Annotated in this window: 18 protein-coding genes and 3 pseudogenes; 4 read left to right on the forward strand and 17 right to left on the reverse strand. The window is 59.9% G+C overall.

Annotation, left to right across the window (positions count from 1 at the left end; translation table 11 throughout):
* Nucleotides 1–77: 77 nt before the first annotated feature.
* Entirely contained in the window at nucleotides 78–3194 is a 3117-nt protein-coding gene (locus ACSQ87_RS15420) for an efflux RND transporter permease subunit (RefSeq protein WP_223429908.1), read from the reverse strand.
* Nucleotides 3195–3209: 15 nt separating this feature from the next.
* Nucleotides 3210–4367, reverse strand: coding sequence for an efflux RND transporter periplasmic adaptor subunit (locus tag ACSQ87_RS15425; protein WP_223429907.1), 1158 nt, complete (start codon nucleotides 4365–4367; stop codon nucleotides 3210–3212).
* 275 nt (nucleotides 4368–4642) lie between these two features.
* Here ACSQ87_RS15425 and ACSQ87_RS15430 point away from each other — a divergent pair, with 275 nt between their 5' ends.
* Together ACSQ87_RS15430 and ACSQ87_RS15435 are read left to right on the forward strand one after the other, a co-directional pair.
* Entirely contained in the window at nucleotides 4643–5344 is a 702-nt protein-coding gene (locus ACSQ87_RS15430) for a response regulator transcription factor (protein WP_008155184.1), read from the forward strand.
* A gap of 4 nt (nucleotides 5345–5348) precedes the next feature.
* On the forward strand, nucleotides 5349–6650 hold the full coding sequence (locus ACSQ87_RS15435) for an ATP-binding protein (protein ID WP_223429906.1): 1302 nt from the start codon (nucleotides 5349–5351) through the stop codon (nucleotides 6648–6650).
* Between the two features lie 161 nt (nucleotides 6651–6811).
* Here the strand turns inward: ACSQ87_RS15435 and pncA are convergent, their stop codons facing one another.
* The 10 genes and pseudogenes from pncA to ACSQ87_RS15485 form a co-directional block, all read right to left on the reverse strand.
* On the reverse strand, nucleotides 6812–7441 hold the full coding sequence (gene pncA / locus ACSQ87_RS15440; protein ID WP_223429905.1) for a bifunctional nicotinamidase/pyrazinamidase: 630 nt from the start codon (nucleotides 7439–7441) through the stop codon (nucleotides 6812–6814).
* Nucleotides 7442–7493: 52 nt separating this feature from the next.
* The gene (locus tag ACSQ87_RS15445; protein WP_223429904.1) at nucleotides 7494–8270 is read right to left on the reverse strand and encodes an anti-sigma factor family protein; all 777 of its coding nucleotides are present in this window, start codon (nucleotides 8268–8270) and stop codon (nucleotides 7494–7496) included.
* Nucleotides 8267–8764 (reverse strand): RNA polymerase sigma factor, encoded by a 498-nt coding sequence (locus tag ACSQ87_RS15450; protein ID WP_223430090.1) that lies wholly within the window; start codon nucleotides 8762–8764, stop codon nucleotides 8267–8269. Before ACSQ87_RS15450 ends, ACSQ87_RS15445 begins: the two co-directional genes overlap by 4 nt.
* A gap of 54 nt (nucleotides 8765–8818) precedes the next feature.
* Nucleotides 8819–9352 (reverse strand): tetratricopeptide repeat protein, encoded by a 534-nt coding sequence (locus ACSQ87_RS15455; RefSeq protein WP_223429903.1) that lies wholly within the window; start codon nucleotides 9350–9352, stop codon nucleotides 8819–8821.
* Between the two features lie 114 nt (nucleotides 9353–9466).
* Nucleotides 9467–10420: a D-2-hydroxyacid dehydrogenase family protein gene (locus ACSQ87_RS15460; protein ID WP_223429902.1), complete on the reverse strand. Its 954-nt coding sequence runs from the start codon at nucleotides 10418–10420 to the stop codon at nucleotides 9467–9469.
* A gap of 13 nt (nucleotides 10421–10433) precedes the next feature.
* Nucleotides 10434–11459: an alpha/beta fold hydrolase gene (locus tag ACSQ87_RS15465; protein WP_223429901.1), complete on the reverse strand. Its 1026-nt coding sequence runs from the start codon at nucleotides 11457–11459 to the stop codon at nucleotides 10434–10436.
* Between the two features lie 85 nt (nucleotides 11460–11544).
* Nucleotides 11545–11979: a YqaA family protein gene (locus ACSQ87_RS15470; RefSeq protein ID WP_223429900.1), complete on the reverse strand. Its 435-nt coding sequence runs from the start codon at nucleotides 11977–11979 to the stop codon at nucleotides 11545–11547.
* Nucleotides 11979–12425, reverse strand: a complete 447-nt coding sequence (locus tag ACSQ87_RS15475) for a DUF411 domain-containing protein (RefSeq protein WP_008155198.1) — start codon at nucleotides 12423–12425, stop codon at nucleotides 11979–11981. Before ACSQ87_RS15475 ends, ACSQ87_RS15470 begins: the two co-directional genes overlap by 1 nt.
* A gap of 203 nt (nucleotides 12426–12628) precedes the next feature.
* Nucleotides 12629–13150 (reverse strand): annotated as a pseudogene (locus ACSQ87_RS15480) (methyl-accepting chemotaxis protein); the annotation flags it as partial.
* A 339-nt stretch (nucleotides 13151–13489) separates the two neighbouring features.
* A pseudogene (locus ACSQ87_RS15485) lies at nucleotides 13490–14620 on the reverse strand (HAMP domain-containing protein); the annotation flags it as partial.
* 414 nt (nucleotides 14621–15034) lie between these two features.
* On the opposite strand from ACSQ87_RS15485, the gene ACSQ87_RS15490 reads away from it, so the two are divergent.
* Nucleotides 15035–15565: a hypothetical protein gene (locus ACSQ87_RS15490; protein ID WP_223429898.1), complete on the forward strand. Its 531-nt coding sequence runs from the start codon at nucleotides 15035–15037 to the stop codon at nucleotides 15563–15565.
* A gap of 46 nt (nucleotides 15566–15611) precedes the next feature.
* Here the strand turns inward: ACSQ87_RS15490 and ACSQ87_RS15495 are convergent, their stop codons facing one another.
* Nucleotides 15612–16607 (reverse strand): aldo/keto reductase, encoded by a 996-nt coding sequence (locus ACSQ87_RS15495; RefSeq protein WP_223429897.1) that lies wholly within the window; start codon nucleotides 16605–16607, stop codon nucleotides 15612–15614.
* Between the two features lie 118 nt (nucleotides 16608–16725).
* Between ACSQ87_RS15495 and ACSQ87_RS15500 the strand changes: the two genes are divergently transcribed.
* Nucleotides 16726–17652, forward strand: a complete 927-nt coding sequence (locus ACSQ87_RS15500; RefSeq protein WP_223429896.1) for a LysR family transcriptional regulator — start codon at nucleotides 16726–16728, stop codon at nucleotides 17650–17652.
* Here ACSQ87_RS15500 and ACSQ87_RS15505 read toward each other — a convergent pair.
* From ACSQ87_RS15505 to ACSQ87_RS15520, 4 genes and pseudogenes are all read right to left on the reverse strand, one after another.
* Nucleotides 17644–18594: pseudogene (locus tag ACSQ87_RS15505) on the reverse strand (GNAT family N-acetyltransferase); the annotation flags it as partial. The gene ACSQ87_RS15500 and the pseudogene ACSQ87_RS15505 sit on opposite strands and share 9 nt — an antisense overlap.
* Nucleotides 18594–19883 carry a phenylacetate--CoA ligase family protein gene (locus tag ACSQ87_RS15510; RefSeq protein WP_223429894.1) on the reverse strand — a complete coding sequence of 430 codons (1290 nt, stop codon included), beginning with the start codon at nucleotides 19881–19883 and terminating at the stop codon, nucleotides 18594–18596. The pseudogene ACSQ87_RS15505 and the gene ACSQ87_RS15510, both read right to left, overlap by 1 nt.
* A gap of 63 nt (nucleotides 19884–19946) precedes the next feature.
* Nucleotides 19947–22349 carry an acyl-CoA reductase gene (locus ACSQ87_RS15515; RefSeq protein WP_436273791.1) on the reverse strand — a complete coding sequence of 801 codons (2403 nt, stop codon included), beginning with the start codon at nucleotides 22347–22349 and terminating at the stop codon, nucleotides 19947–19949.
* Nucleotide 22350: 1 nt separating this feature from the next.
* Complete coding sequence (locus ACSQ87_RS15520) at nucleotides 22351–23481, reverse strand: acyl-protein synthase (RefSeq protein WP_223433412.1); 1131 nt, start codon at nucleotides 23479–23481, stop codon at nucleotides 22351–22353.
* Nucleotides 23482–23490 lie beyond the last annotated feature (9 nt).

A 23490-nucleotide genomic window follows, 5' to 3' on the forward strand; every position in this document is an offset into this window, starting at 1 on the left:
TTGCTCGCGATGAGGCCATATCAGTCAATATCTATGTTGGCTGTAGGGCCGCCATCGCGAGCAAGCTTGCTCCCACATTAGGCCGGTGTTGTGGGTTGGAGGTCTTTATGGCGTTTGCGCACCAGTTTCATCACCACCACAAAAAACACTGGCACAAACACCACCGCCAGCGTCGCCGTGATCATCCCGCCAATCACCCCGGTGCCGATGGCTTGCTGGCTCGCCGAACTGGCCCCGGTGGCAATCGCCAGCGGCACCACGCCAAGGATGAACGCCATCGACGTCATCACAATCGGCCGCAGTCGCAGGCGCGCGGCTTGCAGGGTGGCGTCGATCAGGTCGTGGCCTTCGTCGTACAGACTCTTGGCGAACTCGATGATCAGGATCGCGTTCTTCGCCGACAGACCGATGATGGTGATCAATCCGACCTTGAAGAACACGTCGTTGGGCATCCCGCGAAAAGTCACGGCCAGTACCGCGCCGAGTACGCCGAGCGGCACCACCAGCAGCACCGAGGTCGGAATCGACCAGCTCTCATACAGCGCCGCCAGACACAGGAACACGATCAACAACGACAAACCGAGCAGGATCGGCGCCTGACTGCCGGACAAGCGTTCCTGCAACGACAACCCGGTCCATTCTTGCCCCAACCCCGCCGGCCCTTGCGCCACCAGACGCTCGATTTCCGCCATGGCTTCGCCGGTGCTGTAACCGGGCGACGGTTCGCCGGAAATGCTGATCGCCGGGTAGCCGTTGTAGCGAGTCAATTGCGCCGGGCCCTGAGTCCATTTGGCCTGGACGAAGGCCGACAACGGCACCATTTTCCCGGCGCTGTTGCGCACGTGAATCTTCAGCAGATCGGCGACCTGGCTGCGCTGATCGCCTTCAGCCTGAACCACCACCCGCTGCATCCGCCCCTGATTGGGGAAGTCGTTGATGTAGGCCGAACCGACGGCGGTGGACAGCACGTTGCCAATGTCGGCAAAGGAAACACCCAGCGCGTTGGCCTGTTTGCGGTCGACTTCCAGTTGCACCTGCGGCGCTTCGGCCAGCGCGCTTTCGCGCACGTTCATCAGGATCGGACTTTTCTCGGCAGCCGCCAGCAACTCAGTGCGCGCCTGCATCAACGTGGCATGGCCGAGACCGCCACGGTCCTGCAAGCGGAACTCGAAACCGCTGGAAGTGCCGAGGCCATCCACCGGCGGCGGCAGTACCGCAAACGCTACGGCGTCCTTGATCTGGCTCAACGCGATGTTGGCGCGGTCGGCAATCGAACTGGCCGAGTCGTCGCTACCCCGGTCAGACCAGTCTTTGAGCGTGGTAAACGCCAACGCGGCGTTCTGCCCGCTACCGGAGAAGCTGAAACCGAGAATAACCGTGCTGTCGCCGACGCCGGGTTCAGTGGCGTTATGGGCTTCGATCTGCTCGACCACCTGCACCGTGCGGTTCTTGCTTGCACCCGGTGGCAGTTGAATGTCGGTGATGGTGTAACCCTGATCTTCCACAGGCAGGAACGAGGAGGGCAGCCGACTGAAGCACACGCCCAATCCGATCAGCAGCACGCCGTAGATCAGCAGGTAACGGCCCGTGCGTTTCAGTGCATAGGCGACCCAGCCCTGATAACGCTCGGTCAATTGCTCGAAACGCCGGTTGAACCAGCCGAAGAACCCGCGCTTCTCGTGATGTTCGCCCTTGGCAATCGGCTTGAGCAGCGTCGCGCACAACGCCGGGGTCAAGGTCAGGGCGAGGAACGCCGAGAACAGAATCGAGGTGGCCATGGACAGCGAGAACTGCCGGTAAATCACCCCGACCGATCCCTGCATGAACGCCATCGGAATGAACACCGCGACCAGCACCAGCGTGATGCCGATGATTGCGCCAGTGATCTGCTTCATTGCCTTGCGCGTTGCCTCTTTGGGCGACAGGCCTTCGGTGGCCATGATTCGCTCGACGTTCTCCACCACCACAATCGCGTCATCCACCAGGATGCCGATGGCCAGCACCATGCCGAACATGGTCAGCACGTTGATCGAAAACCCGAGCGCCAACATGGTCGCAAAGGTGCCCATCAGTGCCACCGGCACGACGAGGGTTGGAATCAGCGTGTAGCGGATGTTTTGCAGGAACAGGAACATCACCGCGAACACCAGCAACATCGCCTCGCCAAGGGTGTAAACCACCTTGGTGATCGAGACTTTGACGAAGGGCGAGGTGTCGTACGGGATCTTGTATTCCACGCCAGCCGGGAAGTAGCGCGCCAGTTCATCCATCTTCGCCCGCACCAACGTGGCAGTGCTCAGGGCATTGGCGCCCGGTGCCAACTGCACACTGACGGCGGTCGACGGTTTGCCGTTTAGGCGGGTGGAGAACTGGTATTCCTGACTGCCGATCTCGACGCGCGCCACGTCTTTGATGCGCACAGTTGAGCCGTCTGGATTGGCTTTCAGGACGATGTCGGCGAATTCTTCCGGCGTCGACAACTGGCCTTTGACCAGAATGGTCGCGGTGATTTCCTGAGTGGTGCGGGTCGGCAAGTCGCCGATGCTGCCCGCCGACACTTGCGCGTTCTGCGCGACGATGGCGGCGTTGACGTCGGCCGGGGTCAGGTTGAAACCGATCAGCTTTTGCGGGTCGATCCAGATCCGCATCGCCCGTTCGGCACCGTACAGCTGCGCCTTGCCGACGCCGTCCAGACGCTTGATCTCGTTCATCACGTTGCGCGCCAGGTAATCGCTGAGCGCCACGTCGTCGAGCTTGCCGTCACTGGAGGTTAGGGTGATCAGTAGCAGGAAACCGGCGGAGACTTTCTCCACCTGCAAACCCTGTTGTGTCACCGCTTGAGGCAGACGCGACTCGACCACTTTCAGGCGGTTTTGCACATCGACCTGAGCCATTTCCGGGTCAGTGCCCGGCTGGAACGTCGCGGTGATGGTGGCGCTGCCGAGGCTGCTCTGGGATTCGAAATACAGCAGGTGGTCTGCGCCGTTGAGTTCTTCCTCGATCAGGCTGACCACGCTTTCGTCCACGGTCTGTGCCGAAGCACCGGGGTACACGGCGTAGATTTCGACTTTCGGCGGCGCGACGTTGGGGTATTGCGCCACCGGCAACTGTGGAATGGCCAGGGCGCCGGCCAACAGGATGAACAGGGCAACCACCCAGGCGAACACCGGGCGATCGATAAAGAACTGCGGCATAAAAAAGCGTCCTGCTTACTGACCAGAAGCCTGGGCAAGTGGAAGAGGGGTGTCGTCGATCTGCACTTTTCCGCCGGGACGGGCGTGTTGCAGACCTTCGGTGACGATGCGGTCACCGGGCTTGAGGCCGCTGGTGACGATCCAGCGATCGTTCTGCACGGCGCCCAGTTCGACCGGTTGCTGGCCGACCCGTTGTTCGGCGTCGAGCACCAGCACTTGGGCGATGCCGGCGCTGTCACGCTGGATGGCCCGTTGCGGCACGCTGATGCCTTGCTGAATGACCGCTTGCTCCAGACGCACGCGCACGAAGCTGCCCGGCAGCAAGTCGAGGTCCGGGTTGGGGAATTCGCTGCGCAGAATGATCTGACCGGTGCCCGGGTCGACGGTGATGTCGGCGAACAGCAACTTGCCCGGCAACGGATAGAGACTGCCGTCGTCCTGAATCAGCGTGGCTTTGGCCTGGTCCTGACCGACCTGCTGCAACTGGCCGGAACGGAACGCCCTGCGCAGGTCGTTGAGTTCGCGGGTCGATTGGGTGAGGTCGGCGTGGATCGGGTTCAGTTGCTGAATCAATGCCAGCGGTGTGGTTTCGTTCTGCCCGACCAGTGCGCCTTCGGTCACCAATGCGCGGCCGATGCGCCCGGAGATCGGCGCCGTGACCGTGGCGTAACCCAGGTTGAGTTTCGCCCGTTCCACGGCGGCCTTGTTCGCGGCGACGTCGGCAGCGGTTTGCCGGGCACTGGCCCGGGCGTTGTCATAATCCTGACCGCTGATGGCGTTGCCTTCGATCAATTGGGCGTAGCGCTGCTCTTGCAGGCGCGCCTGAAACGCATTGGCCTCGGCCTTGCGCAGCGCCGCTTCGGCGCTGTCCAGGTCTGCCTTGAACGGCGCCGGGTCTATACAGAACAACACTTCGCCTTTTTTCACATCGCTGCCTTCGCGGAACGCCCGTTGCAACACCACCCCGGCAACCCGGGCGCGGACTTCGGCAATCCGTGGCGCGGCAATCCGCCCGCTCAGTTCACTGGTGATCGACAGGGGGCTGGCTTGGATGGTTTCGATCCGAACCGTGGCCAGAGGCGCCTGTTCTTCGGCCGTCGAGGCCTTGTCACAAGCGCTCAGCGTCACCGCCAGTGCAATCAGGCTGAGCCTGGCAAGCAGATTCTTTGACATGTAATACCCCAATAATGACCCCGGCATCCTACGGGGAGGCGACGAGGGTAGGGGTGAAGCTTTGTAGGCGCTGTGTGAAATTGTGTAAGGGTTTTACTCAGGCACGGGTGAGGGCGTATATCCTTCGCAACTTGATTACGTTTGCGCCTGCCAGGCCGCCTTCGCGAGCAAGCCCGCTCCCACATTGGATCTGTGGCGTTCACAAATCCCCTGTGGGAGCGGGCTTGCTCGCGAAGAGGCCGGATCAGGCACCACAGCACTTTCTGGAAACACCCATGCCCAACATCCTCCTGGTCGAAGACGACACCGCGCTCTCGGAACTGATTGCCAGTTACCTGGAACGCAACGGCTATAGCGTCAGTGTGATCAGCCGCGGTGACCATGTGCGCGAACGTGCGCGGGTCAATCCGCCGGACCTGGTGATCCTCGACCTGATGCTGCCGGGGCTCGATGGCCTGCAAGTCTGCCGCTTGCTGCGCGCCGATTCGGCCACGTTGCCGATCCTGATGCTCACCGCCCGCGATGACAGCCACGATCAGGTGCTGGGCCTGGAAATGGGCGCCGACGACTACGTCACCAAACCCTGTGAACCGCGGGTGTTGCTGGCCCGGGTGCGGACGTTGCTGCGGCGCAGCAGCCTGACTGAACCGCAGACGGCCAACGACCGCATTCTGATGGGCAATCTGTGCATCGACCTGTCCGAGCGCACCGTGACCTGGCGCGAGCAATTGGTCGAGCTGTCCAGCGGTGAATACAACCTGCTGGTGGTGCTCGCCCGGCATGCCGGTGAAGTACTCAGCCGCGACCAGATTCTGCAACGTCTGCGCGGCATCGAGTTCAATGGCACCGACCGCTCGGTGGACGTGGCGATCTCCAAGCTGCGGCGCAAGTTCGACGACCATGCCGGCGAGGCGCGCAAGATCAAGACCGTGTGGGGCAAGGGTTACCTGTTCAGCCGTTCCGAGTGGGAATGCTGAGTCGATGTTCAGAATCCTGTTTCGCCTGTACCTGGTGACCATCGTTTCGTACAGCGCGGCGATCTACCTGGTGCCTGACGTGGTGATCAAGGTCTTCCAGGAGCGCTTTGTCACCTACAACCTCGATTATTCGCGCGGGCTGCAAACCCTCATCGTCAAACAGTTTCACGCCGTGCCCCCGGAACAATGGCCAGCATTGGCCGCGGAGATGGACAAGGAATTCCAGCCGCTGCACATCGTCCTGACCGGTAACGACGATGCCGATTTCACCCCTGATGAGCGCAAGCGTTTGCAGCGTGGCGAGAACGTCGTGCGCATTGGCGACTGGGGCTGGCGCACCCTGGCGGTGGCGCCGCTGAACGAGCGGACGGTGGTGGAGATGGTCGTGCCGCCGGACCCGATGGACGTCAGCCTGTTGTACTGGAGCATCAACGTGCTGATCGGCGCGACCATGCTCGCTTGCCTGTTGCTGTGGCTGCGCCCGCACTGGCACGACCTGGAACGCCTCAAAGGTACGGCTGAACGTTTCGGCAAGGGCCACTTGAGCGAGCGCACACAGATTTCCAAAAGCTCCAACATCGGCAGCCTGGCCAATGTCTTCGACACTATGGCAGGCGACATCGAGAACCTGCTCAACCAGCAGCGCGACCTGCTCAATGCCGTCTCTCACGAATTGCGCACGCCCCTGACACGACTGGATTTCGGTCTGGCGCTGGCGTTATCCGACGATTTGCCCGCCGCCAGCCGCGAACGTCTGCAAGGTCTGGTCGCGCACATTCGCGAACTCGATGAGCTGGTGCTGGAACTGTTGTCCTACAGCCGCCTGCAAAACCCGGCGCGGCTGCCGGAGCGGGTCGAGGTGTCGCTGGATGAGTTTATCGACAGCATCCTTGGCAGCGTCGACGAAGAACTGGAGTCTCCGGACATCGTTATCGATGTGCTCTTGCACGGACAACTCGAACGCTTCGCCCTCGACCCAAGGCTGACGGCTCGCGCTATTCAGAACCTGCTGCGCAATGCGATGCGCTACTGCGAAAAACGCATTCAGATCGGTGTGCGGGTGTGTGCCAAGGGGGCTGAAATCTGGGTGGACGACGATGGGATCGGTATTCCGGATGAGGAGCGGGAGCGGATTTTCGAACCGTTCTATCGACTGGATCGCAGTCGGGACCGGGCCACGGGAGGCTTCGGTCTGGGGTTGGCAATCAGTCGTCGGGCGTTGGAAGCTCAGGGTGGCACGCTCACCGTCGAAGCATCGCCGCTGGGTGGGGCGCGATTCCGTTTGTGGTTGCCCACCGCGGCCTGACGCATTCTTTGTAGCAGCTGCCGAGCCTGCGAGGCTGCGTTCGAGGATGTAGTCCTCGCAAACCCGGCGGATGCGGTTTTCCTGAAAGAACGGGGTGCCTGATTTTACGGCTGCTCCGCAGCCGAACGCAGCCTCGCAGGCTCGGCAGCTGCTACAGAGACTTAACCCGGCACTTCCTCCGCTGAAATCAACCCAACCCCAGCCACCTGCATCCGCTCGATCGCTGCGGCCAATGAACCTTCCAGATCAATCGCCCGACACGCATCCAACACCACAAACGCGTTAAACCCCGCCGCCCGCGCATCCAGCGCGGAAAACATCACGCAGAAATCGAGCGCCAGCCCAACCAGATAAACCGTGTCGACACCGCGTTCCTTCAAGTACCCGGCCAAGCCTGTGGTGGTCGTTCGGTCCGCCTCCAGAAACGCCGAATAACTGTCGATGTCCGGGTTGCAGCCCTTGCGGATGATCAGTTGGGCGTGGGGCAGGTCCAAGTCCTTGTGCAACTCGGCACCGGGCGTGGCTCGCACGCAATGCTCCGGCCAGAGCGTCTGTTCGCCATAAGGCAGTTGAATGACGTCGTAAGGTGCGCGACCCGAGTGGCTGGAAGCGAAGGACGCATGTCCGGCCGGGTGCCAATCCTGGGCGATGATGACTTGGGTGAACCGGGCGCCGAGGCGGTTGATCAGCGGGACGATCCGGTCGCCCTCCGGCACCGGCAACTGGCCGCCGGGGATGAAGTCGTTCTGTACGTCGATGACCAGCAAGGCTGTGCGTGAAGAAATAGGCATGGGTGGGTTTTCCTCCTTGGAAATGAGACACCCAGCATAGTGACAAAACGGATCACGCGCTAAGCCGATCCCTCAACAACTTCGCCATATCCTCCAGATCCGCCACCGGGTTATGCCCGATCAGCATCCAGGCATGTTCCCTGTCAGCCCAATAGACAATGTTCATCCCGTACCGGCGCTCCTGGGCGAAATGCCGGCTGCCGCTGTTGGAGCGGGTGACGCACAGCGCCATGGGGCCGTGCGCCGGGTCCAGGTAGGTGATTTGGGCAATGGCGACGCCGTCGTACTCGAGGATTTGCGCGCGCTTGAGCTCGGAGCGTGGCAGGGCCAGTTGTGCCGGCACAAGATTCAGGCCCAGACGCGCATCGATGGTCCGCAGTTGCACGCGTTGAGCGGCTTCGTCAGTGGGCAAGTGGTCCAGGGTTTGCGGCACGTAGAGCGACATGTACTCGGCCACCAGCCCGCGCCAGTTTTCCTTTTGCTGACTCGACTGCCAACCGAGGAACAGTCGATCCGCTACCACGCCACTCACCACCAATCCGGCGGCCGCTGCGAGAAACCAGCGCCGATTCATGGCCGGGCGTTCAGGCGTAGGCAAGGTATCGAGCATCGATTGCAAGCGATCCACGGGCGCCTGTCGGCCCAATTCATCATAGGCCTCCTTGAACGGCAGGCTGCTGCGGGCCAGCCATTGCAGACGCAGATTGAGCGTCGGGTCCTCGGCAATGGCAGCGTCGATGCGGGTGCGTTGTTCGCTGTCGAGCTGATCGTCGAGGTAGGCCACCAGTTGCTCATCCGAGGGTATCGTCGGGCGTGCGTGATCGTTCATCGACGTTCTCCAGTGGAAGGATTCGGCACGGCGTGCAATGGCGGGTACTCGGCCAGTTTCGCGCGTGCAGCGGCCAGGCGACTCATGACGGTGCCGATGGGCACGTCCAGCACCTCGGCGACTTCGCGGTAGGACAAACCTTCGACATAGGCGAGAAACACCGTTTCGCGCTGGGTTTCGGGCAGGGCGTCCACACGCCTGATCACCTGAGCCGCGAGGACATGGGTTTGCGCCGCGTATTCACCGTCGAACGACAAAGCGTTGTCGGCATCCACCAGCCCCTGTCCATGACGCACCCTTCGGGAGCGAACTTCGTTGAGCCAGATCGAGTGCAGAATACTCAGCAACCAGCGGTCCATGCGGGTACCCGGGACAAACTGCCCGGCACGCTCGAGCGCCCGCACGCAGGTCGCCTGCACCAGGTCTTCGGCGACATGTCGTTGCCGGGACAACAGCAGGCCGTAGCGCCATAAACGCGCCAGATGCTGGCCCAGTTCTGCCCGTATTGCCTGATCGCTGGCGATGGCGACCTCCGTCTGCTCGGTGTGTCAGGTTTTCGATGAGTCGTTGATGGCTTCGGCCAGGTCCTGGTACTCCTCGCAGGTGGTGCTGCCGCAGATGGATTTGATCTGCTGCAACTGTTCCTGAGCGAGGTCCAGCCGACCTTTGACCACATACGCTTCGCCGAGGTATTCGCGAACTTGCGCGTAGTGCGGGTCAAGCTTGACCGATTGCAGGTAATAACCGATCCCTTCGTCAGTGCGCCCCAGTTTACGCGTGGCGTAGCCGCGATAGTTCAAAGCCTTGGCGGTGTTTGGCTGTTTGAGGGTGTCGAGCAGGGCCAAGGCTTCTTCGTAGCGACCGTCCTTGGCCAGGCGATAAGCGTAATCGGTGCGGTCAGCGTCCGGTACCAGGCTGCTGGTTTGCTTGAGGCATTTTTGCTGCTTGCTGTCCCAGACCTGGCCTTTTGGGCAGTTGGGTTTGGCCGGTTCGTCGTCATCGCCGTTGGCGAATGCAAGCGAACTGGAAAACGCGACAGCGAGCAACAGGGGGGCGGTAAAAACAGCAAAACGGATAGTCATGGGCGATGCTCCACAGGTTAGTTCGCAGGGGCGATGAAAGGTGAACACCACAGGGTGAACATTTATTCATTTCTTTCCGGCGGTCTGTGAAATGACTGGCCGTCAGCGGGGCGGTTAGCCCAACAACCGAATCGGTTCTCCCGCTGACCAGGCCTGAATGACCTCAATCATCTGCGAAAAAAACTGGTGATAGTTCTGCTGGCTGACATACCCGACGTGGGGCGTGGCCAGCACATTGTCCAGAGTTCTGAACGGATGATATGGAGGCAAGGGTTCCTGCTCGAAGACGTCCAGCGCAGCACCTGCCAGTCGCCGTTTCTGCAACGCCTTGATCAACGCGGCCTCATCGACAATCGGCCCGCGCGCTGTGTTAACCAGCAGCGCCGTGGGCTTCATCCAGTCCAGCGCCTGGGCGTCCACCAAGCCTCGGCTACGATCGCTGAGCACCAGATGGACCGACAGCACATCGGCCTGTTCGAACAGTTCCTGTTTGCTGACGCAGGTCACGCCGACTTCGGCTGCGCGTTCGGCGGTCAGGTTCTCGCTCCAGGCAATCACCCGCATGCCGAACACCTGACCGAACTGGGCAACGCGAGTGCCAATGCTGCCCAGACCCAGGATCGCCAAGGTCTTGCCGTGCAGGTCGCCACCCAGGCTTTGCTGCCATAAACCTGCTCGCAGGGCGTTGGCTTCGACCACCAGGTTGCGGGTCGCCGCCATGATCAGCGCCCAGGTCAGTTCCGGCGCGGCGTGCTTGTAACTGTCGGTGCCACAGACCTGGATACCCAGCGCGGCGGCGGCTTTCAGGTCCAGGGCGGCGTTGCGCATGCTGCCGGTGGCCAGCAGCTTGAGTTTCGGCAAGCGCCGCAGCAGGTCCTCATCGAACCGGGTGCGCTCGCGCATCACGCAGATCACCTCGAACTCGCCCAACCGTGCCGCCAGGGTTTCGTTGTCGGCAGGGTAGTCATGGATGAAGCTTACCTGGCCGATGTGGTCCAGCACCGACCAGTCCACCACGTCACGGGCCACGTCCTGCCAGTCATCAATCACCGCAATCTGCACTGCCATCAGCCTTACCTCATCAATGAACGGGGTTGGTATTGTTCAGCCAGGCGAGCAGCGCCTGGTGAAATTGCTCCGGCTCTTCCATTTGCGGCGCGTGGCCCATGCCGGGGAATTCAACCAGCGTCGACCGGGGAATCAGTTTAGCCACCTGCTTGCCAAGGACGTCGTAGTGACCGAGTTTCGCCTTGACCTCGGGCGGTGCGATGTCGCTGCCGATGGCCGTGGTGTCGGACGTACCGATCAGCAGCAGGGTCGGCACCTTCAGGTCCTTGAACTCGTAGTACACCGGTTGGGTGAAGATCATGTCGTAGATCAGCGCCGAATTCCACGCCACCTGTGTATGCCCCGGTCCTTTGTTCAGCCCGGCGAGCATGTCTACCCAACGATCGAATTCCGGTTTCCAGCGCCCGCCATAATAGGTGTTGCGTTCATAGGTGCGGACGCCGTCGGCCGTGAGTTTCAGCTCGCGTTCGTACCATTGATCAACCGTGCGATAGGGAACGCCGAGGGCTTTCCAGTCTTCCAGGCCGATGGGGTTGACCAGTGCCAGTTGTTCGACTTGATCGGGGTATTGCAGCGCATAGCGAGTGGCGAGCATGCCGCCGGTGGAATGCCCGAGAATACTGGCCTTCTGAATGCCCAGGGTCTTGAGCAGTTGCTGAGTATTGGTCGCCAGTTGCTGGAAGCTGTACTGATAATGGTCGGGTTTACTGGAGGTACAGAAACCGATCTGGTCCGGGGCGATGACCCGGTAACCGGCCTCACTCAGGGCCTTGATCGAAGTGTCCCAGGTGGCACCGCAGAAATTCTTGCCGTGCATCAGCACCACGCTGCGTCCGTTGGCCTTGCCGTGGGCGGCGACATCCATGTAACCCATTTGCAGGGATTTGCCCTGGGACTCAAAGGCGAAATGCTTGACCGTGTAGGGGTACTCGAAGCCTTGCAGCTCCGGCCCGTATTCCGGGCCTTCGGCGTGGGCGATGACAGGCAATGCAGCGGTCAGCAGCAGGCCGGGCAGCCAGCGGGAGCGGGTGAGGGACATGGGTGAACTCCATTGGAAATCGGCCGATGCTGGATCGGCATGATTAGGGCGACATTAAACACAGGCAATCGCCGTGGATGATCGTTCAACCCATCCAGCCCAATGTGGCCATGGCCAACACACCATAACGGGCGCCCTTGGCAAGGGTCACGATCAGCAGGAATCGCCCCAGGGGCTCGCGCATCACGCCGGCCACCAAGGTCAGCGGATCACCGATCACAGGCACCCAGCTCAGCAGCAACGACCAATGACCGTAGCGCTGATAATGGACTCTGGCTTTTTCCAGATGGCGCGGGCTGACCGGAAACCAGCGCCGATCACGAAACCGCTCGATACCGCGCCCCAGCCACCAGCTCACCAGCGACCCCAGAACATTGCCCAATGTCGCCACGGTGAGTAGCGACCAGAGCCAGTACTTGCCGCTGAGCAACAACCCCAGCAGCACCGCTTCGGACTGCAAGGGCAGCAAGGTTGCCGCACCGAATGCGGCGAAGAACAGCCCGATGTACGCACCGAACATCAATGGGCGGGGTAGTCCGCCACAACTACGTCAGTGCCGTCTTTTTTCAGGCCGATCACTTGATACGCATCGCTCATGCCGTCCATTTCCATGCCGGGTGAACCCATGGGCATGCCGGGGGCGGCAACGCCCAACAGATCGTCGCGCTTGCTCAAGGCCAGCACCTGATCGGCGGGGACATGGCCTTCGACAAATTTGCCGTTGATCAAGCCTGTATGGCACGACGCCAGACGCGGAGGTACGCCGTGCTGTTGCTTGAATTCGCTCATATTGGCTTCGACGTGATCGTCGACTTTGAAGCCGTTGGCTTCCAGATGGCTGATCCATTTTTTGCAGCAACCGCAATTGGCATCGCGGTGAACCTCGATGGGGATCAGGTCGGCGGCCTGGGCCAGGGAGGAAATGAACAGGGCGCTCAGGGCGACCAGACGCAGGTGGGTTCGCATGGGGAATCTCGTTTCGAATTGCGGCCAAAAAAATGCATTCTGACCATTTTTAGCGGACAGACATTCAAGGTGTGTTTCGAAGTAATACAAAACTGGGCAGCTTGATCATCGTAGATCAAAGCTGTCAGTCAGATGAGGCGCGCATTACAAGATTGTCAGGTTGGCCGCTGAGTGCCGGGGACGGCACTCAGGGTAGAACAGAATTAACGAACCTTGAACCGCCCCATGATCGCGCTCACGCGACTGTTGGCCTCCAGCAGTTGTTGGGTGTTGAGCTCGCTGGCCTGACCGCTTTTCACCAGTTCGTCGACCATGTGGCGGATTTGCACCATGCTGCGGTTGATCTCTTCGGTCACCGCGCTTTGCTGCTCGGCGGCCGTAGCGATCTGGGTGCTAAGGCTGTTGATGTGGCTGACGTTGCCGGCCATTTCATCCAGGCCGGTGTTGACCCGTGCCGTCGCATCAGCGGCCGACTGGCAGCTGGTCTGGGTGTTTTCCATGGCGGTTACCGACGAACTCACACCCTGCGTCAGGCGAGTGAGCATCTCATTGATTTGCGACGTACTGGCCTGAGTGCGGGCGGCGAGGGCGCGGACTTCATCGGCGACTACCGCAAAACCGCGGCCCTGCTCGCCGGCGCGGGCAGCTTCGATGGCTGCGTTGAGGGCCAACAGGTTGGTTTGCCCGGCAATGGCGCCGATGACCCCGAGAATCTCGGTGATGCGTTGAGCGTCCTGTTGCATGCTTTCGACTTTATGGGTGGCGCTGGCCACTTCGTCGATCAGCGCAATCACGCTGTTCGACGCTTCGCCTACCACGACCCGCGAACGGTCGGCGTTTTCGTTGGCGCGTTGGGTGAAGGCAGCGGTTTCGGCGGCGTTTTGCGCGACGCTTTCGGCGGTAGAACTCATCTCGGTGATGGCGGTGACGGTCTGATCGGTTTCCGAGGCGTGACGCACCAGAATCTGGCTGGTGTGCGCCGAGGTGCGTTGCAGGTTATCCAGGCTGGAAGCCATGGCGCCGGTGGCCAGGGTGACTTCGCCGATCATGTTCTGCAAGTAGGCGATGAAGGCGTTGACCGAGTGGCCGATGGCGCCCAGCTCGTCTTCGGCGCGAATGGTAATGCGTTTGGTCAGGTCGGCATCGCCGGCCGACAGCGCATCGATGTTGGCCTTCAGGGCTTTCATGCGCTGGACCAGTTGGCGAATCGCATAGATCTGTAGCAACACCAGCAGGATCACCATCGGGATTTGCAGCAGGCTCAGCGTGCTGAGCACGTCGTCGCGCTGGGCGGTGATCAGCTTGGTCGGCAGGGCGGTGGCGAGGAACCAAGGCGTGCCTTCGATCGGGCGCATGAAGAAGGTGCTGGCTTGGCCGTTGTTGTCGAACTCGCCCCGCTGCGACTGGTCACGGTTTTGCAAGCCGGCTTTCACCTGGGTGGCGAACGGCGAGTTGCCGGCCAGCTCACTGATGTTCTTCAGCACGATCGGCCCGCTGATGCGCGAGCTGTTGCTGATGATTTTGCCGTCGGCTTCGACGATCAGCATTTCGGCGCCGAGGTCTTTCTCCTTGTGTGCCACCAGGTCATTGAAAAAGCCCAGGGTCACGTCGATGGTCGACACGCCGTAGGCCGCGCCATTTTTCTGGATGGCCATGGCGCAGTTGGTGCGTGGCTCGGCGCTGGCGTCATCTTTATAGGCTGCCGCCCACGCGCATTGGCCGCGCGGGGTCTGCATGCCGCCCTTGTACCAGGTCTGGTCGTAATAGTTGGGTGCTGCGTCGCTGTTCCAGAAGGTGTTGACCGCCAGTTTGCCCGAGGCATCCCGGTGCCAGAACGTGCTGAACTTGTTGCGCCCGGCTTCGCGCTGACCGGGCAGCGGCCAGATCCCGCCGCCGAATACTTTCAGCTCGCCGTACTGGTCGACCAGGCCCGGCAGGACGGTGTCGATGGCGGCGCTGTCGAGCAGGGGAATGGTCTGGGTGATGCTGCGCTGTTGGGACTGAACCTTGTTCAATTCGCCCTGGATTTGCTCGGCGACTTCGGCGATGCGGTTAAGGGCCACTTGTTCTTCGGTGTGACGCAGCTTCGGTGCGACCAATTGGCTGATGCCGACGACTGTCAGCACGGACAACAGCAGGATGAACAGGACCAGAAACAGCGTGTAACGAGCCTGAATGGTACGGAATGCGGGCATGGGACCGGTCCTTGTGCAGCGTTCTTGTTGTGGTTATCGATATGAAAATCGGCGCTTCGAAGGGCTATCGGCATGGAGAGATCGAGCTTTAGGTACGATCGTACAAGATCGCCGCGAGGTGACGGACGGTGCGCAGTAAAAGGTGTCGTAATGGATACAAACTAACTAACCAACAGGTTAGTAGTACATATTTAGTGTCTGTACCATTTTCCAAATTAATGTATAGACCCATGAAACAGGGCACTTGCCCGGTTGTATCGTAAATGTACGAAAATTGTAAAAAGTTGGAAATAATAGTTGGTGTGGCTAGTGGCCAGACTGATACTCGCGCGCTCTAAACCAGATTAAACAAGGAACTTTTATGGTCGCCTCACACGGACGTCTGCATCAGGTAGCGCAGTCGGGAGTTCGGTCATGACTATCGGCTATACCGGGGCCTGGATATCCAAGGCAGGTTTGCTGGTCAAGGACACGGGTGCCGGCAAGCCTGTGACGCACAACGCGAGAGTCAAGCAGATGCTGGCATTGGTGGGTACCAATCCAACCTTGCTGAACACCGCGAAAATGGATGAGCAGAAACTTCACAGGAACATCAAAGGCTTCGACCCGGAAAATGTCACCGCCAAACAACTGGGTAATCTCAGCGCCTTCCTGAGAGGTAAAGGCCTGATTTCCGATATTACGTCGATGACGCTCATGAATGCCGGTGACAAGTTTGACCGATTTGGAGTTCAGAAAGACCCGGATGCGAAATTCAATGCACTGGAGTATTTCGCCACGCAACTGGACACCATTCAGAACAACAGTATCAGGGGTGACAAGTACGCCGTGGGCCTGATCCCGGAATACAAAACAGCAATCTACGTGCTGCAGAATTTACAAACTTACGGCAAGGGTAACGGCACGACGGTGCCGACCGACAAGGGTGTTAGCTCGAAGGCGTGACGGGTTGGCCTGACCCACTCAAATCGCCGAATGGGCCAGGCGTCGGTTACCGGTCAAGCAGCTTCATGACTTCCTCCGGGTAACGTAAACCGGCCGTGGCATTGGCCGGGAATATCGCTTCCAGCGCTTGCAAGTCGTCGCCGCTGAGCTTCACCTCCAGTGCGGCCACATTTTCTTCCAGGTATTTACGCTGTTTGGTTCCCGGAATCGGGATCACGTAATCACCCTGAGCCAGTACCCATGCCAGCGCCAGTTGGCCGGCGGTCACGCCTTTTTCTGCGGCCAGGTCCTGCACTTGCTGCACCAGCAACAGATTTTTGGCGAAATTCTCGCCTTGAAATCGCGGGCTGAAGCGCCGGTAGTCGTCTGCCGCGAAATCATCAGGACTTTTCAGCGCACCGGTGAGAAAGCCACGACCCAAAGGGCTGTAGGGGACGAAAGCGACCCCCAGACGCTGACACGCGGCCAGACAACCGTTTTCCTCCTGATCACGGCTCCACAACGAATACTCACTTTGCAGTGCACTGATCGGATGAACCTTGTGTGCCCGTTCAAGCGTTGCGACCGAGGCCTCGCTCAAACCCAGGTACCGAACCTTGCCGGCTTTCACCAGGTCGGCCATGGCGCCGACGGTTTCCTCGATGGCCACCTGCGGATCGATGCGGTGCTGGTAGTACAAATCCAGGGTCTCGACACCGAGGCGCTGTAGGGTGCCGTCGATAGAGGCGCGAATATAGTCCGGTCGACCGTTGACGCCCCGCGCAACCGGATCGCCCGGGTCGCGGACGATCCCGAATTTGCTGGCCAGAAACACCTGGTCGCGCTTGCCGACGATGGCTTTGCCGATCAGTTCTTCGTTGGTGTGCGGGCCGTACATGTCGGCGGTGTCGAGCAGGTTGATCCCCAACTCCAGCGCGCGGTGCAGAGTGGCCGTGGCTTCGCGGATGTCCACGCCAGTCGTGTAGAAATCGGTCATGCCCATGCAGCCCAGACCTATCGCGCTCACTTGTGGACCGTTTTTGCCCAGTTGACGTGTTTGCATGAAATCAGCTCCCTGTGAATGTGGAAACTATTGTTGACCTCGACAGAAACAAGATAAACCGGCTAAAACTGCTATCACTGTTCGTAATTTCTAAATAATCAGTCGGTAAGCAAAAACAATGGACCGTTTTAACGCCATGCGCGTGTTCACTCGAATCGTCGAACTGGGCGGCTTTGCCAAGGCGGCGGATAGCCTGCAATTGCCCCGGGCCTCAGTGACCATTCTGATCAAGCAACTGGAGGCGCATCTCGGTGTGCAGCTGCTGCAACGCACGACGCGGCAGACCAGCCTGACGCTCGACGGTGCGGCCTATTACCCTCGTTGCGTGCAGTTGCTGGCGGACCTGGAGGAAACCGAAGCGGTGTTCAGCGCTGCACGTAACAACCCCAAGGGGCTGTTGCGCGTGGACATGCCTGCGGGCGTGGGACGCTTGATGGTGATCCCGGCGTTGCCGCAATTTTCTGCCCGGTATCCCTTGATCGAGCTGGAAATCGGCTTGAATGACCGGCCTGTCGACCTGATTCGCGAAGGGGTCGATTGCGTGCTGCGGGGCGGCGACTCACTGGACGATTCCCTGGTGGCGCGGCCGTTGGCCATGCTGGACCAGGTCACGTGTGCCAGCGCCGACTACTTGAAGCGATTCGGAACGCCCCAGTGTCTGGCTGACCTTGAAGGCCATCAGATGGTGGAGTACTTCTCCAGCAGCAATGGCAAGCGTTATGGGCTGGAATTCATGGTCAATGATCAGGTTCAGGCCATCAATCTGCCCAAGCAGGTTTCAGTCAACAGCGCCGATGGTTACCTGGCCGCTTGTGAGGCGGGGTATGGTCTGGTCCAGACCCCGTATTACCACGTCGCCCGCCAACTGAGCGAAGGCCGTTTGAGTGAAGTCCTCAGGACGGTGCAGACACCGGGGATGCCGCTGACGGCGCTCTACCCGCCACACCGCCAGTTGTCCCGGCGGGTGAGGGTGTTTGTCGACTGGCTGGTGGAGCTTTGCGCGCAGCCGGGCAATGACTTTTATCGAAAAGGCTCGCGCGGCTGAACGGGCTCTGTTCCGCGCTTTGGCGCTACTCTGCGTGTTGGCGTCTTGCTGTAAATCGTCATGCAAGCGTTGCATGTGCAGGCAGTGCAGGTTGAGGTGTCGAGACTGCGCCCCTCGATGAAACAGTGCGAACCACCCATTGGTGTTTGATGTAGGCATCAGCCCGGTAAAGGTGAAGCCAAGGGTTGCCAAATTGCGCAAGTCCCCGGAAAAGTGCCGTGACAACTGAAGTTTGGCCGAAATGAGCCAGTGCCTGGGCAATTGCCGGATCTGCTCAAGCAGACGTTTGGTCAAACGCTGAATGACCATGTCGAATCTTTGATGGTGTTGCTTGAGTTGCAAGGGCAGAGAGGACAACGGCGTCGTGTCCGGATGAGTCCCGAACACGGAACACACGTGCTGCATAAACCCCCGGCAGCTGTCAGGCCATGGGATGTCGGGGAGTGGACGCGTATGTCCTTCGACGACGTAACAACCCGTCACGATGGTTTCCGGCAGCGGCTCAGCGAAGGGCGAAGGGACGTAGTCAGGTAGCAAACCCGTGCTGTGGAAGCCGATGTTTGCTGCCATGCGTTGCGTGTAGGGATGGTGGGTCACTTGTTTGATCGAGACGCTCTTGAACCCCATGGAACCTGACCGCGACAGCAACTCCCGTCCCAGACGGGTCGCGATACTCTGCCCCTGCGCGGCGGGATGCACCACACTGAGGGCCAACTCGGTGGTGTCCGCAGGCGTGTCATGGCACAACGCTGCATGCCCTAGAACGCGTACGTCGTCCACCGCCAGCATCGACTTCCAGCGCCCCTCGGCATTGTGCTGATTGATCATATTCGGCAGGTAAACATCCGGCTGAACGTAATGATCGCCATAGACCTCGCGAAACAACTGGCTCACGGCACGTGCGTCGGATGGCCGATAGGGTCGAAAAATCAAATGCGGCATCATGCGGGCTCCGGCGATGGTGCGTCATACACGCGCAAGTCCAGGACCCGCAGTTGTTTGCCGGAGCGTGGGTGAAGCTTCAATGCGGTGACCGCACAGGACAATACTCGCAACTCCAACAGACCCTCGCGGCTCAGTTCCTCGATGGCGGGATAGAGTTCAACCAGCGCCTCGTACAACGCTCGGCACACCGGTACGGTGGCCATTGATAGCGCTGAGGGAACCCACTTCACACTCAAAATGTCTTTGTATCCGTCATGCTCGATCAGCAGTTGCCATTGGTCGTTGTGGGCAATGCGCTGGACGATGTGCTGGATGTCATCGATCAGCAGCGACAGCACACCCACCCGCACTCGGTGGCTGTGCGCGCTACGTCCTTTGAGGGCGAATTTACGCCTTGGGGTTGAGCCGGGTTCGCGCCAGCACGCACGGTCGCCCACTGGATAACGCAGCAGAGGCATGAGCCGGCGAGTCAGATTGGTCACCACCAACAATCCGGTGCGATCGCATTCTTCGATGACTTCACCGGTGAGTTCATCGACGATCTCCAGCAAGGTGTGTGGTTCAAACACCCGATGCTCGCCCAAGGCGCAGTCGCGACCGCTGGCCCCGATAAGGCCGGCGTCTACACTGGCGTAGCCAATGGAAGCAATGCGCACGTTGGGAAACACGTCGGTGAGGATTACCAACTGCGGGGCAAACAGGCTTTCGCCGCCATACAGCAACGTATCAACCCCGCACAGTACTCGCCGATGCTGGTTCAGGTAGGCCGCGAATCGCAGCAGCTGTGCCGGTACGCCGACCAGCACGTTGATCCGATGCTGATCAATCGCATCGGCCAGTACGTCCAGCTCGACGTGCCCGGTAAATGGAAACTCGCAGATCGATCGCCTGACGTGCGCCAGTGAGTCGTGGATGAACAGAAAACTGGCGTAAAGATCACCGGAGAAAAACAGATTGGCGACACGGTCGCCGTCGTTCAACTGAGAGGAGAAACTTTCTCCGAACGTACTGACCAGTTCTTGCCATTCGTTATAGGTGTACACCGTCAGTTTGCCCTGGCTGGTCGATCCACCGGTTTTAAACACCAGCGCATCGTCGACCTTTCCGGTCAGGACTGGCCAATGACTCAAGTCATGGCTGTCAGCCCAATAGTCCGCCGCATTGGTCAGCGGTAGATCTTGTAACGTAATGCCCTGCGGCGGTAAGTGTTCCAGTTGCTGGCGGTAGAAGTTTGAATGTTGCCGTATATAAGGCAGCAGGTGTTCGAGCGAATAAGTTGATTTCACTGGATTCTCTTTTTTATATCGGGCGTCTAGACGGTTAAAAAACAAGTATGGCTGGTGGTGTTTTTATTTTCTTTTATCAATAACCAAGGGTGTTTTGCCGCTGTGTTTGTTTCGAGTGAACGCTTGCTCCATGCACACTTGAACTTCGACAGTTAACAGGTTGGCGTTTACGGCATTTGCCAGCGCTTCATGGTTCAGCAAGGCGTTGCGAACCTGATCAGCGTCTGCATCCGATAGAACTGTCAGCCGCTCGACGCCATCAGGGGTGTGGTCCAGAACAATCTGAATGGGCGCGCCGACGCTATCCTGCAGCGCCGACGGCGAAATGAACTCCGTGCCCATTCGTATCACCTTGCCGTGACGCTGGAGCAGTTCGAATCGGGGTGAGTCCAGCCCGCACGGACAGACTCCGGGTATCCAGCGACCGGTGTCGCCCACGTCATATCGGCGCACGGTTTGGCCTTGCCGTGCTCGTGAAGTAAACAGCAGGCGACCGATCTCATTGGCCAGAACCGGTTCATCCTGTTCGATCTGCACAATTTCCAGATGCTGGGTATCGCACATCAAGTGAAAGATCCCGTTCGCGGTGGCTGCGCACGCATGCCCCAAGGGACCTGCGTCGACGGAACCATAGATCGCCGAGCGGATCATCGAGACCCCGCAGCTTTCCATGAGGCTCAGGCTGGTTTGGCCCGGATGCTCGCCGCCGAGGAACACTTTGCGGATACCTGCGTACGTGCGGAGCCGGGTCTGTTCGTTGAAGAACAGTCGATGCAAGGTGCTCGGCATGCCAATCAGCACGGTCACACGCTGGTCGACGATCAATTGGGCGATTTCGCTGAAATCATCGTCCTGAGGCGCGCCCATGGGGAAGTGGGTGACGCTCATCAGTTCCAGTATTTTGGTAAAACTGAGGAACCCTCCGTACAGGCTGCCGCCGTAAAACAGGTTCATGACTCGGTCCTGTGAAGGATCAAGCCCGGCGGCGAACAGGCCGTCGGCCGCTGCGCGCATCTGCCGTTGAAAGTCGCGATAGCTGAAACCGGCGAGGGCCGGAGTGCCGCTGCTTCCTCCAGAGCGAAAATACAATTGCGCCGCGGTGCCCATCGGCTGGGTCGTGAAGGTGTTTTTGTCCATGATCGGCTCATGGGCGGTGTCGGGGGCGGGCGGGACCGGGTCGAACGTTGCATGGCCCGTCAGCACATCAGGTGCCAGACTCACCGAAAGGCGGCGACTCAGACGCGTCAACGCGTAGACACCATCATGCGGCTCACCGGCGTAGCCGTCATGAATCCCGCCACACGCTGCAATACGGGTGACCCCAGCGTTGACCAGTGTTCGCACAAGTCCTGGCGATTCTGTCGGAGAGCAAATCAGTGCGCAGCTTTGCAGCGCAGTGCGCCAGGGCAACAGCGTCTCAGCGATCAAGTGTTGCGGCACGGGTTTGAGCAGCACCGTACGAAACAGCGGCGACGGTGCGAGCGTCTGATGGTGTTCCCAGATGATCCGCCATCCGTGGCCGGCCCAGACCTGGCCGGTCTGGTTCGCAAAACAGTAATCCAGTTGCGCCATGGCCGTGCGGGTGGTGATCTCGCACGCTTCCTGATCCGTGGGCACCAGCGCCGGCCAGTGCGATGCACGAAGCGTGAAGGCTTCGCTCAAACGCTCGCCCAGGTCCTGCAGGATGGCCGGGTCGTTGCTGTCCACCAGCACCCATTGCGGGCTGGAACACGCTTGTTGATCCAGACTGCACACCTCATCCACCAACGCATCCAGCGTCGAAGGGCTGGCCGCGTCAGGCGACAGATAAGCGAAACTGATCCTGTGCCCCCAATCGATCCAACGACATCCAGCGGGGATTTGCTGACGAATCGCCTTGAGCGCCTTTTCACCGCCCCAGGCTGACACACCATCGGCCTGAGCGCAGAGTTCGGCTATCCGGGAAGTGCCCACGGGCAGCACCGCGACGAATTCGGCAAGCCTGCCACTGGTGTCGCACTTCACAAAAGCAGCCAGCAATTGCGCAGTCAAACCCTCATCGCTGGCGCTGGGGCGTAGCCAGTTAATGTTACCGGCCAGCAGGCTTTCGAGAACCGCGCAGAATGCGAGCATCGGCGCATTGCCCGGCGTCACATGCACCACCAGCCCCAAGGGGTGCCAGCTTTCAAAGTGCGGCTGTTGGTAGTCGATACGCCTCAGCGAACGGGGTTGCGCACCCAGTTCTCGCTCAAGCTTCCTGCTCAGGTTGCTGCGCTGGCAGAACTCGATCAGCCCCTGACATTGATCGTCGTCGAGGGGCAGGTTCAGGCTGCGAGTCTGTAGCTGGCTGGCGAAACACGCCGCGGCCTCGATGACGGTCTCGCTGTCGATCGGTGCAGAAAGCAACCTGGGTAATTGTTTTTGAAGACGGTCGAGGGCGCCTTCCGGGGTAACGTCGTCACGCAGTTGGCCATTGATGAGGTACATATCAAGCCCCTCCAAGCAATTCGGAAGCCGCCATGGCGCAGCTGCGACTGGCGGTGGTGCCAGCGCGTCCGTGCAGCTCGAACCAATCGGTCGTCAGGCCACATCCGCAACTGGCACCAGGGTGTAATGTCGCCAGATCGCCCATGACCACAGCGTGAGCAGGGCTTGACGAAATGTACGGGGAGACGAACTCCAGCAAGCCGCGCTGGCCGTATGGCTGGACAGTGAAATCGGATGGGTTGCGCACGAAAACCTTCGAGTAAATGGGGGCATGAAAATGATGGCGGGCACATTGGATATAGGGCACGGCATGCTCGACGGCACCGTAACCATCCCGGCATCGGGACAGGTCAATACCCAATTGCCGATTGATTCGGGCATACAACTCAAGCAGGGGAATCTCTTGTGCTGCCTGGGTTTTCCAGCCACCACCCAGAAACACCAATGACTGGACGGGCAGCTTGAGATTCGGTGCGCTGGTGTTTTCCATGTGCTGTAGCGCATGGGAAAGGAACGCAGGAAATCCGAGAATCCTCACGGGTAAGCCCTCGTCGGCAAACTCTTGCAAGGCGCGAACAACACCAAACAGGTCGAACTCGTGACCGTTACCCGTCAGGCGCAATCCGTAGACGACTCGATTGACGGGTGCATAGCCGCAAAGAAACTGGTCGGTGTAAGCGGTGCCCAAGGTGATGGCCGCCTCGGGCTCGTAGCTCAGGAGCAGATAATTGCAGGGGCTGTCCGGAGTATCCCAGCCGTAATGCCGGAAAATGTGGCTCACCATGCCTTGGGCCGCCGCCATGCTGCGAGGGTCATAGCGCATGCGACTCTTCTGGCCGCTGGTGCCGGATGAGGTCAGCTCCAGCGCACCTTCGCCGGTAGGACCGTACAACAAGTGACGTTTGAAATAGTTGGCGAAGATTGGCGGCAGTCTTGACCAGTCATCCAGTGTCTCCAGGTCCTGGGCATCGAGCCCGTTGGCGTTTAGCCAGCGTTCGTAGCCAGGCGTGTGGTGACAATGAAACAGACTGATTTCCCCCATCGCCTGGTCGAACAGGCCGTCAGGCACTGAATCCAGGCAATAGGGTTGCGTTAACGCACAGAGCGCATCGGTGTGGGGTAAATGGATCATCAAAAGACC

The organism is Pseudomonas sp. LjRoot277, assembly GCF_964253845.1.
In the GTDB taxonomy this organism is placed as follows: Bacteria; Pseudomonadota; Gammaproteobacteria; order Pseudomonadales; family Pseudomonadaceae; genus Aquipseudomonas.

What these genes read in the sequence shown, in the direction of transcription:
- ACSQ87_RS15420 (WP_223429908.1), bottom strand. Translation starts at nt 3,194, where the DNA reads ATGCCGCAGTTCTTTATCGATCGCCCGGTGTTCGCCTGGGTGGTTGCC.
- ACSQ87_RS15425 (WP_223429907.1), bottom strand. Translation starts at nt 4,367, where the DNA reads ATGTCAAAGAATCTGCTTGCCAGGCTCAGCCTGATTGCACTGGCGGTG.
- ACSQ87_RS15430 (WP_008155184.1), top strand. Translation starts at nt 4,643, where the DNA reads ATGCCCAACATCCTCCTGGTCGAAGACGACACCGCGCTCTCGGAACTG.
- ACSQ87_RS15435 (WP_223429906.1), top strand. Translation starts at nt 5,349, where the DNA reads ATGTTCAGAATCCTGTTTCGCCTGTACCTGGTGACCATCGTTTCGTAC.
- pncA (WP_223429905.1), bottom strand. Translation starts at nt 7,441, where the DNA reads ATGCCTATTTCTTCACGCACAGCCTTGCTGGTCATCGACGTACAGAAC.
- ACSQ87_RS15445 (WP_223429904.1), bottom strand. Translation starts at nt 8,270, where the DNA reads ATGAACGATCACGCACGCCCGACGATACCCTCGGATGAGCAACTGGTG.
- ACSQ87_RS15455 (WP_223429903.1), bottom strand. Translation starts at nt 9,352, where the DNA reads ATGACTATCCGTTTTGCTGTTTTTACCGCCCCCCTGTTGCTCGCTGTC.
- ACSQ87_RS15460 (WP_223429902.1), bottom strand. Translation starts at nt 10,420, where the DNA reads ATGGCAGTGCAGATTGCGGTGATTGATGACTGGCAGGACGTGGCCCGT.
- ACSQ87_RS15465 (WP_223429901.1), bottom strand. Translation starts at nt 11,459, where the DNA reads ATGTCCCTCACCCGCTCCCGCTGGCTGCCCGGCCTGCTGCTGACCGCT.
- ACSQ87_RS15470 (WP_223429900.1), bottom strand. Translation starts at nt 11,979, where the DNA reads ATGTTCGGTGCGTACATCGGGCTGTTCTTCGCCGCATTCGGTGCGGCA.
- ACSQ87_RS15475 (WP_008155198.1), bottom strand. Translation starts at nt 12,425, where the DNA reads ATGCGAACCCACCTGCGTCTGGTCGCCCTGAGCGCCCTGTTCATTTCC.
- ACSQ87_RS15490 (WP_223429898.1), top strand. Translation starts at nt 15,035, where the DNA reads ATGACTATCGGCTATACCGGGGCCTGGATATCCAAGGCAGGTTTGCTG.
- ACSQ87_RS15495 (WP_223429897.1), bottom strand. Translation starts at nt 16,607, where the DNA reads ATGCAAACACGTCAACTGGGCAAAAACGGTCCACAAGTGAGCGCGATA.
- ACSQ87_RS15500 (WP_223429896.1), top strand. Translation starts at nt 16,726, where the DNA reads ATGGACCGTTTTAACGCCATGCGCGTGTTCACTCGAATCGTCGAACTG.
- ACSQ87_RS15515 (WP_436273791.1), bottom strand. Translation starts at nt 22,349, where the DNA reads ATGTACCTCATCAATGGCCAACTGCGTGACGACGTTACCCCGGAAGGC.
- ACSQ87_RS15520 (WP_223433412.1), bottom strand. Translation starts at nt 23,481, where the DNA reads ATGATCCATTTACCCCACACCGATGCGCTCTGTGCGTTAACGCAACCC.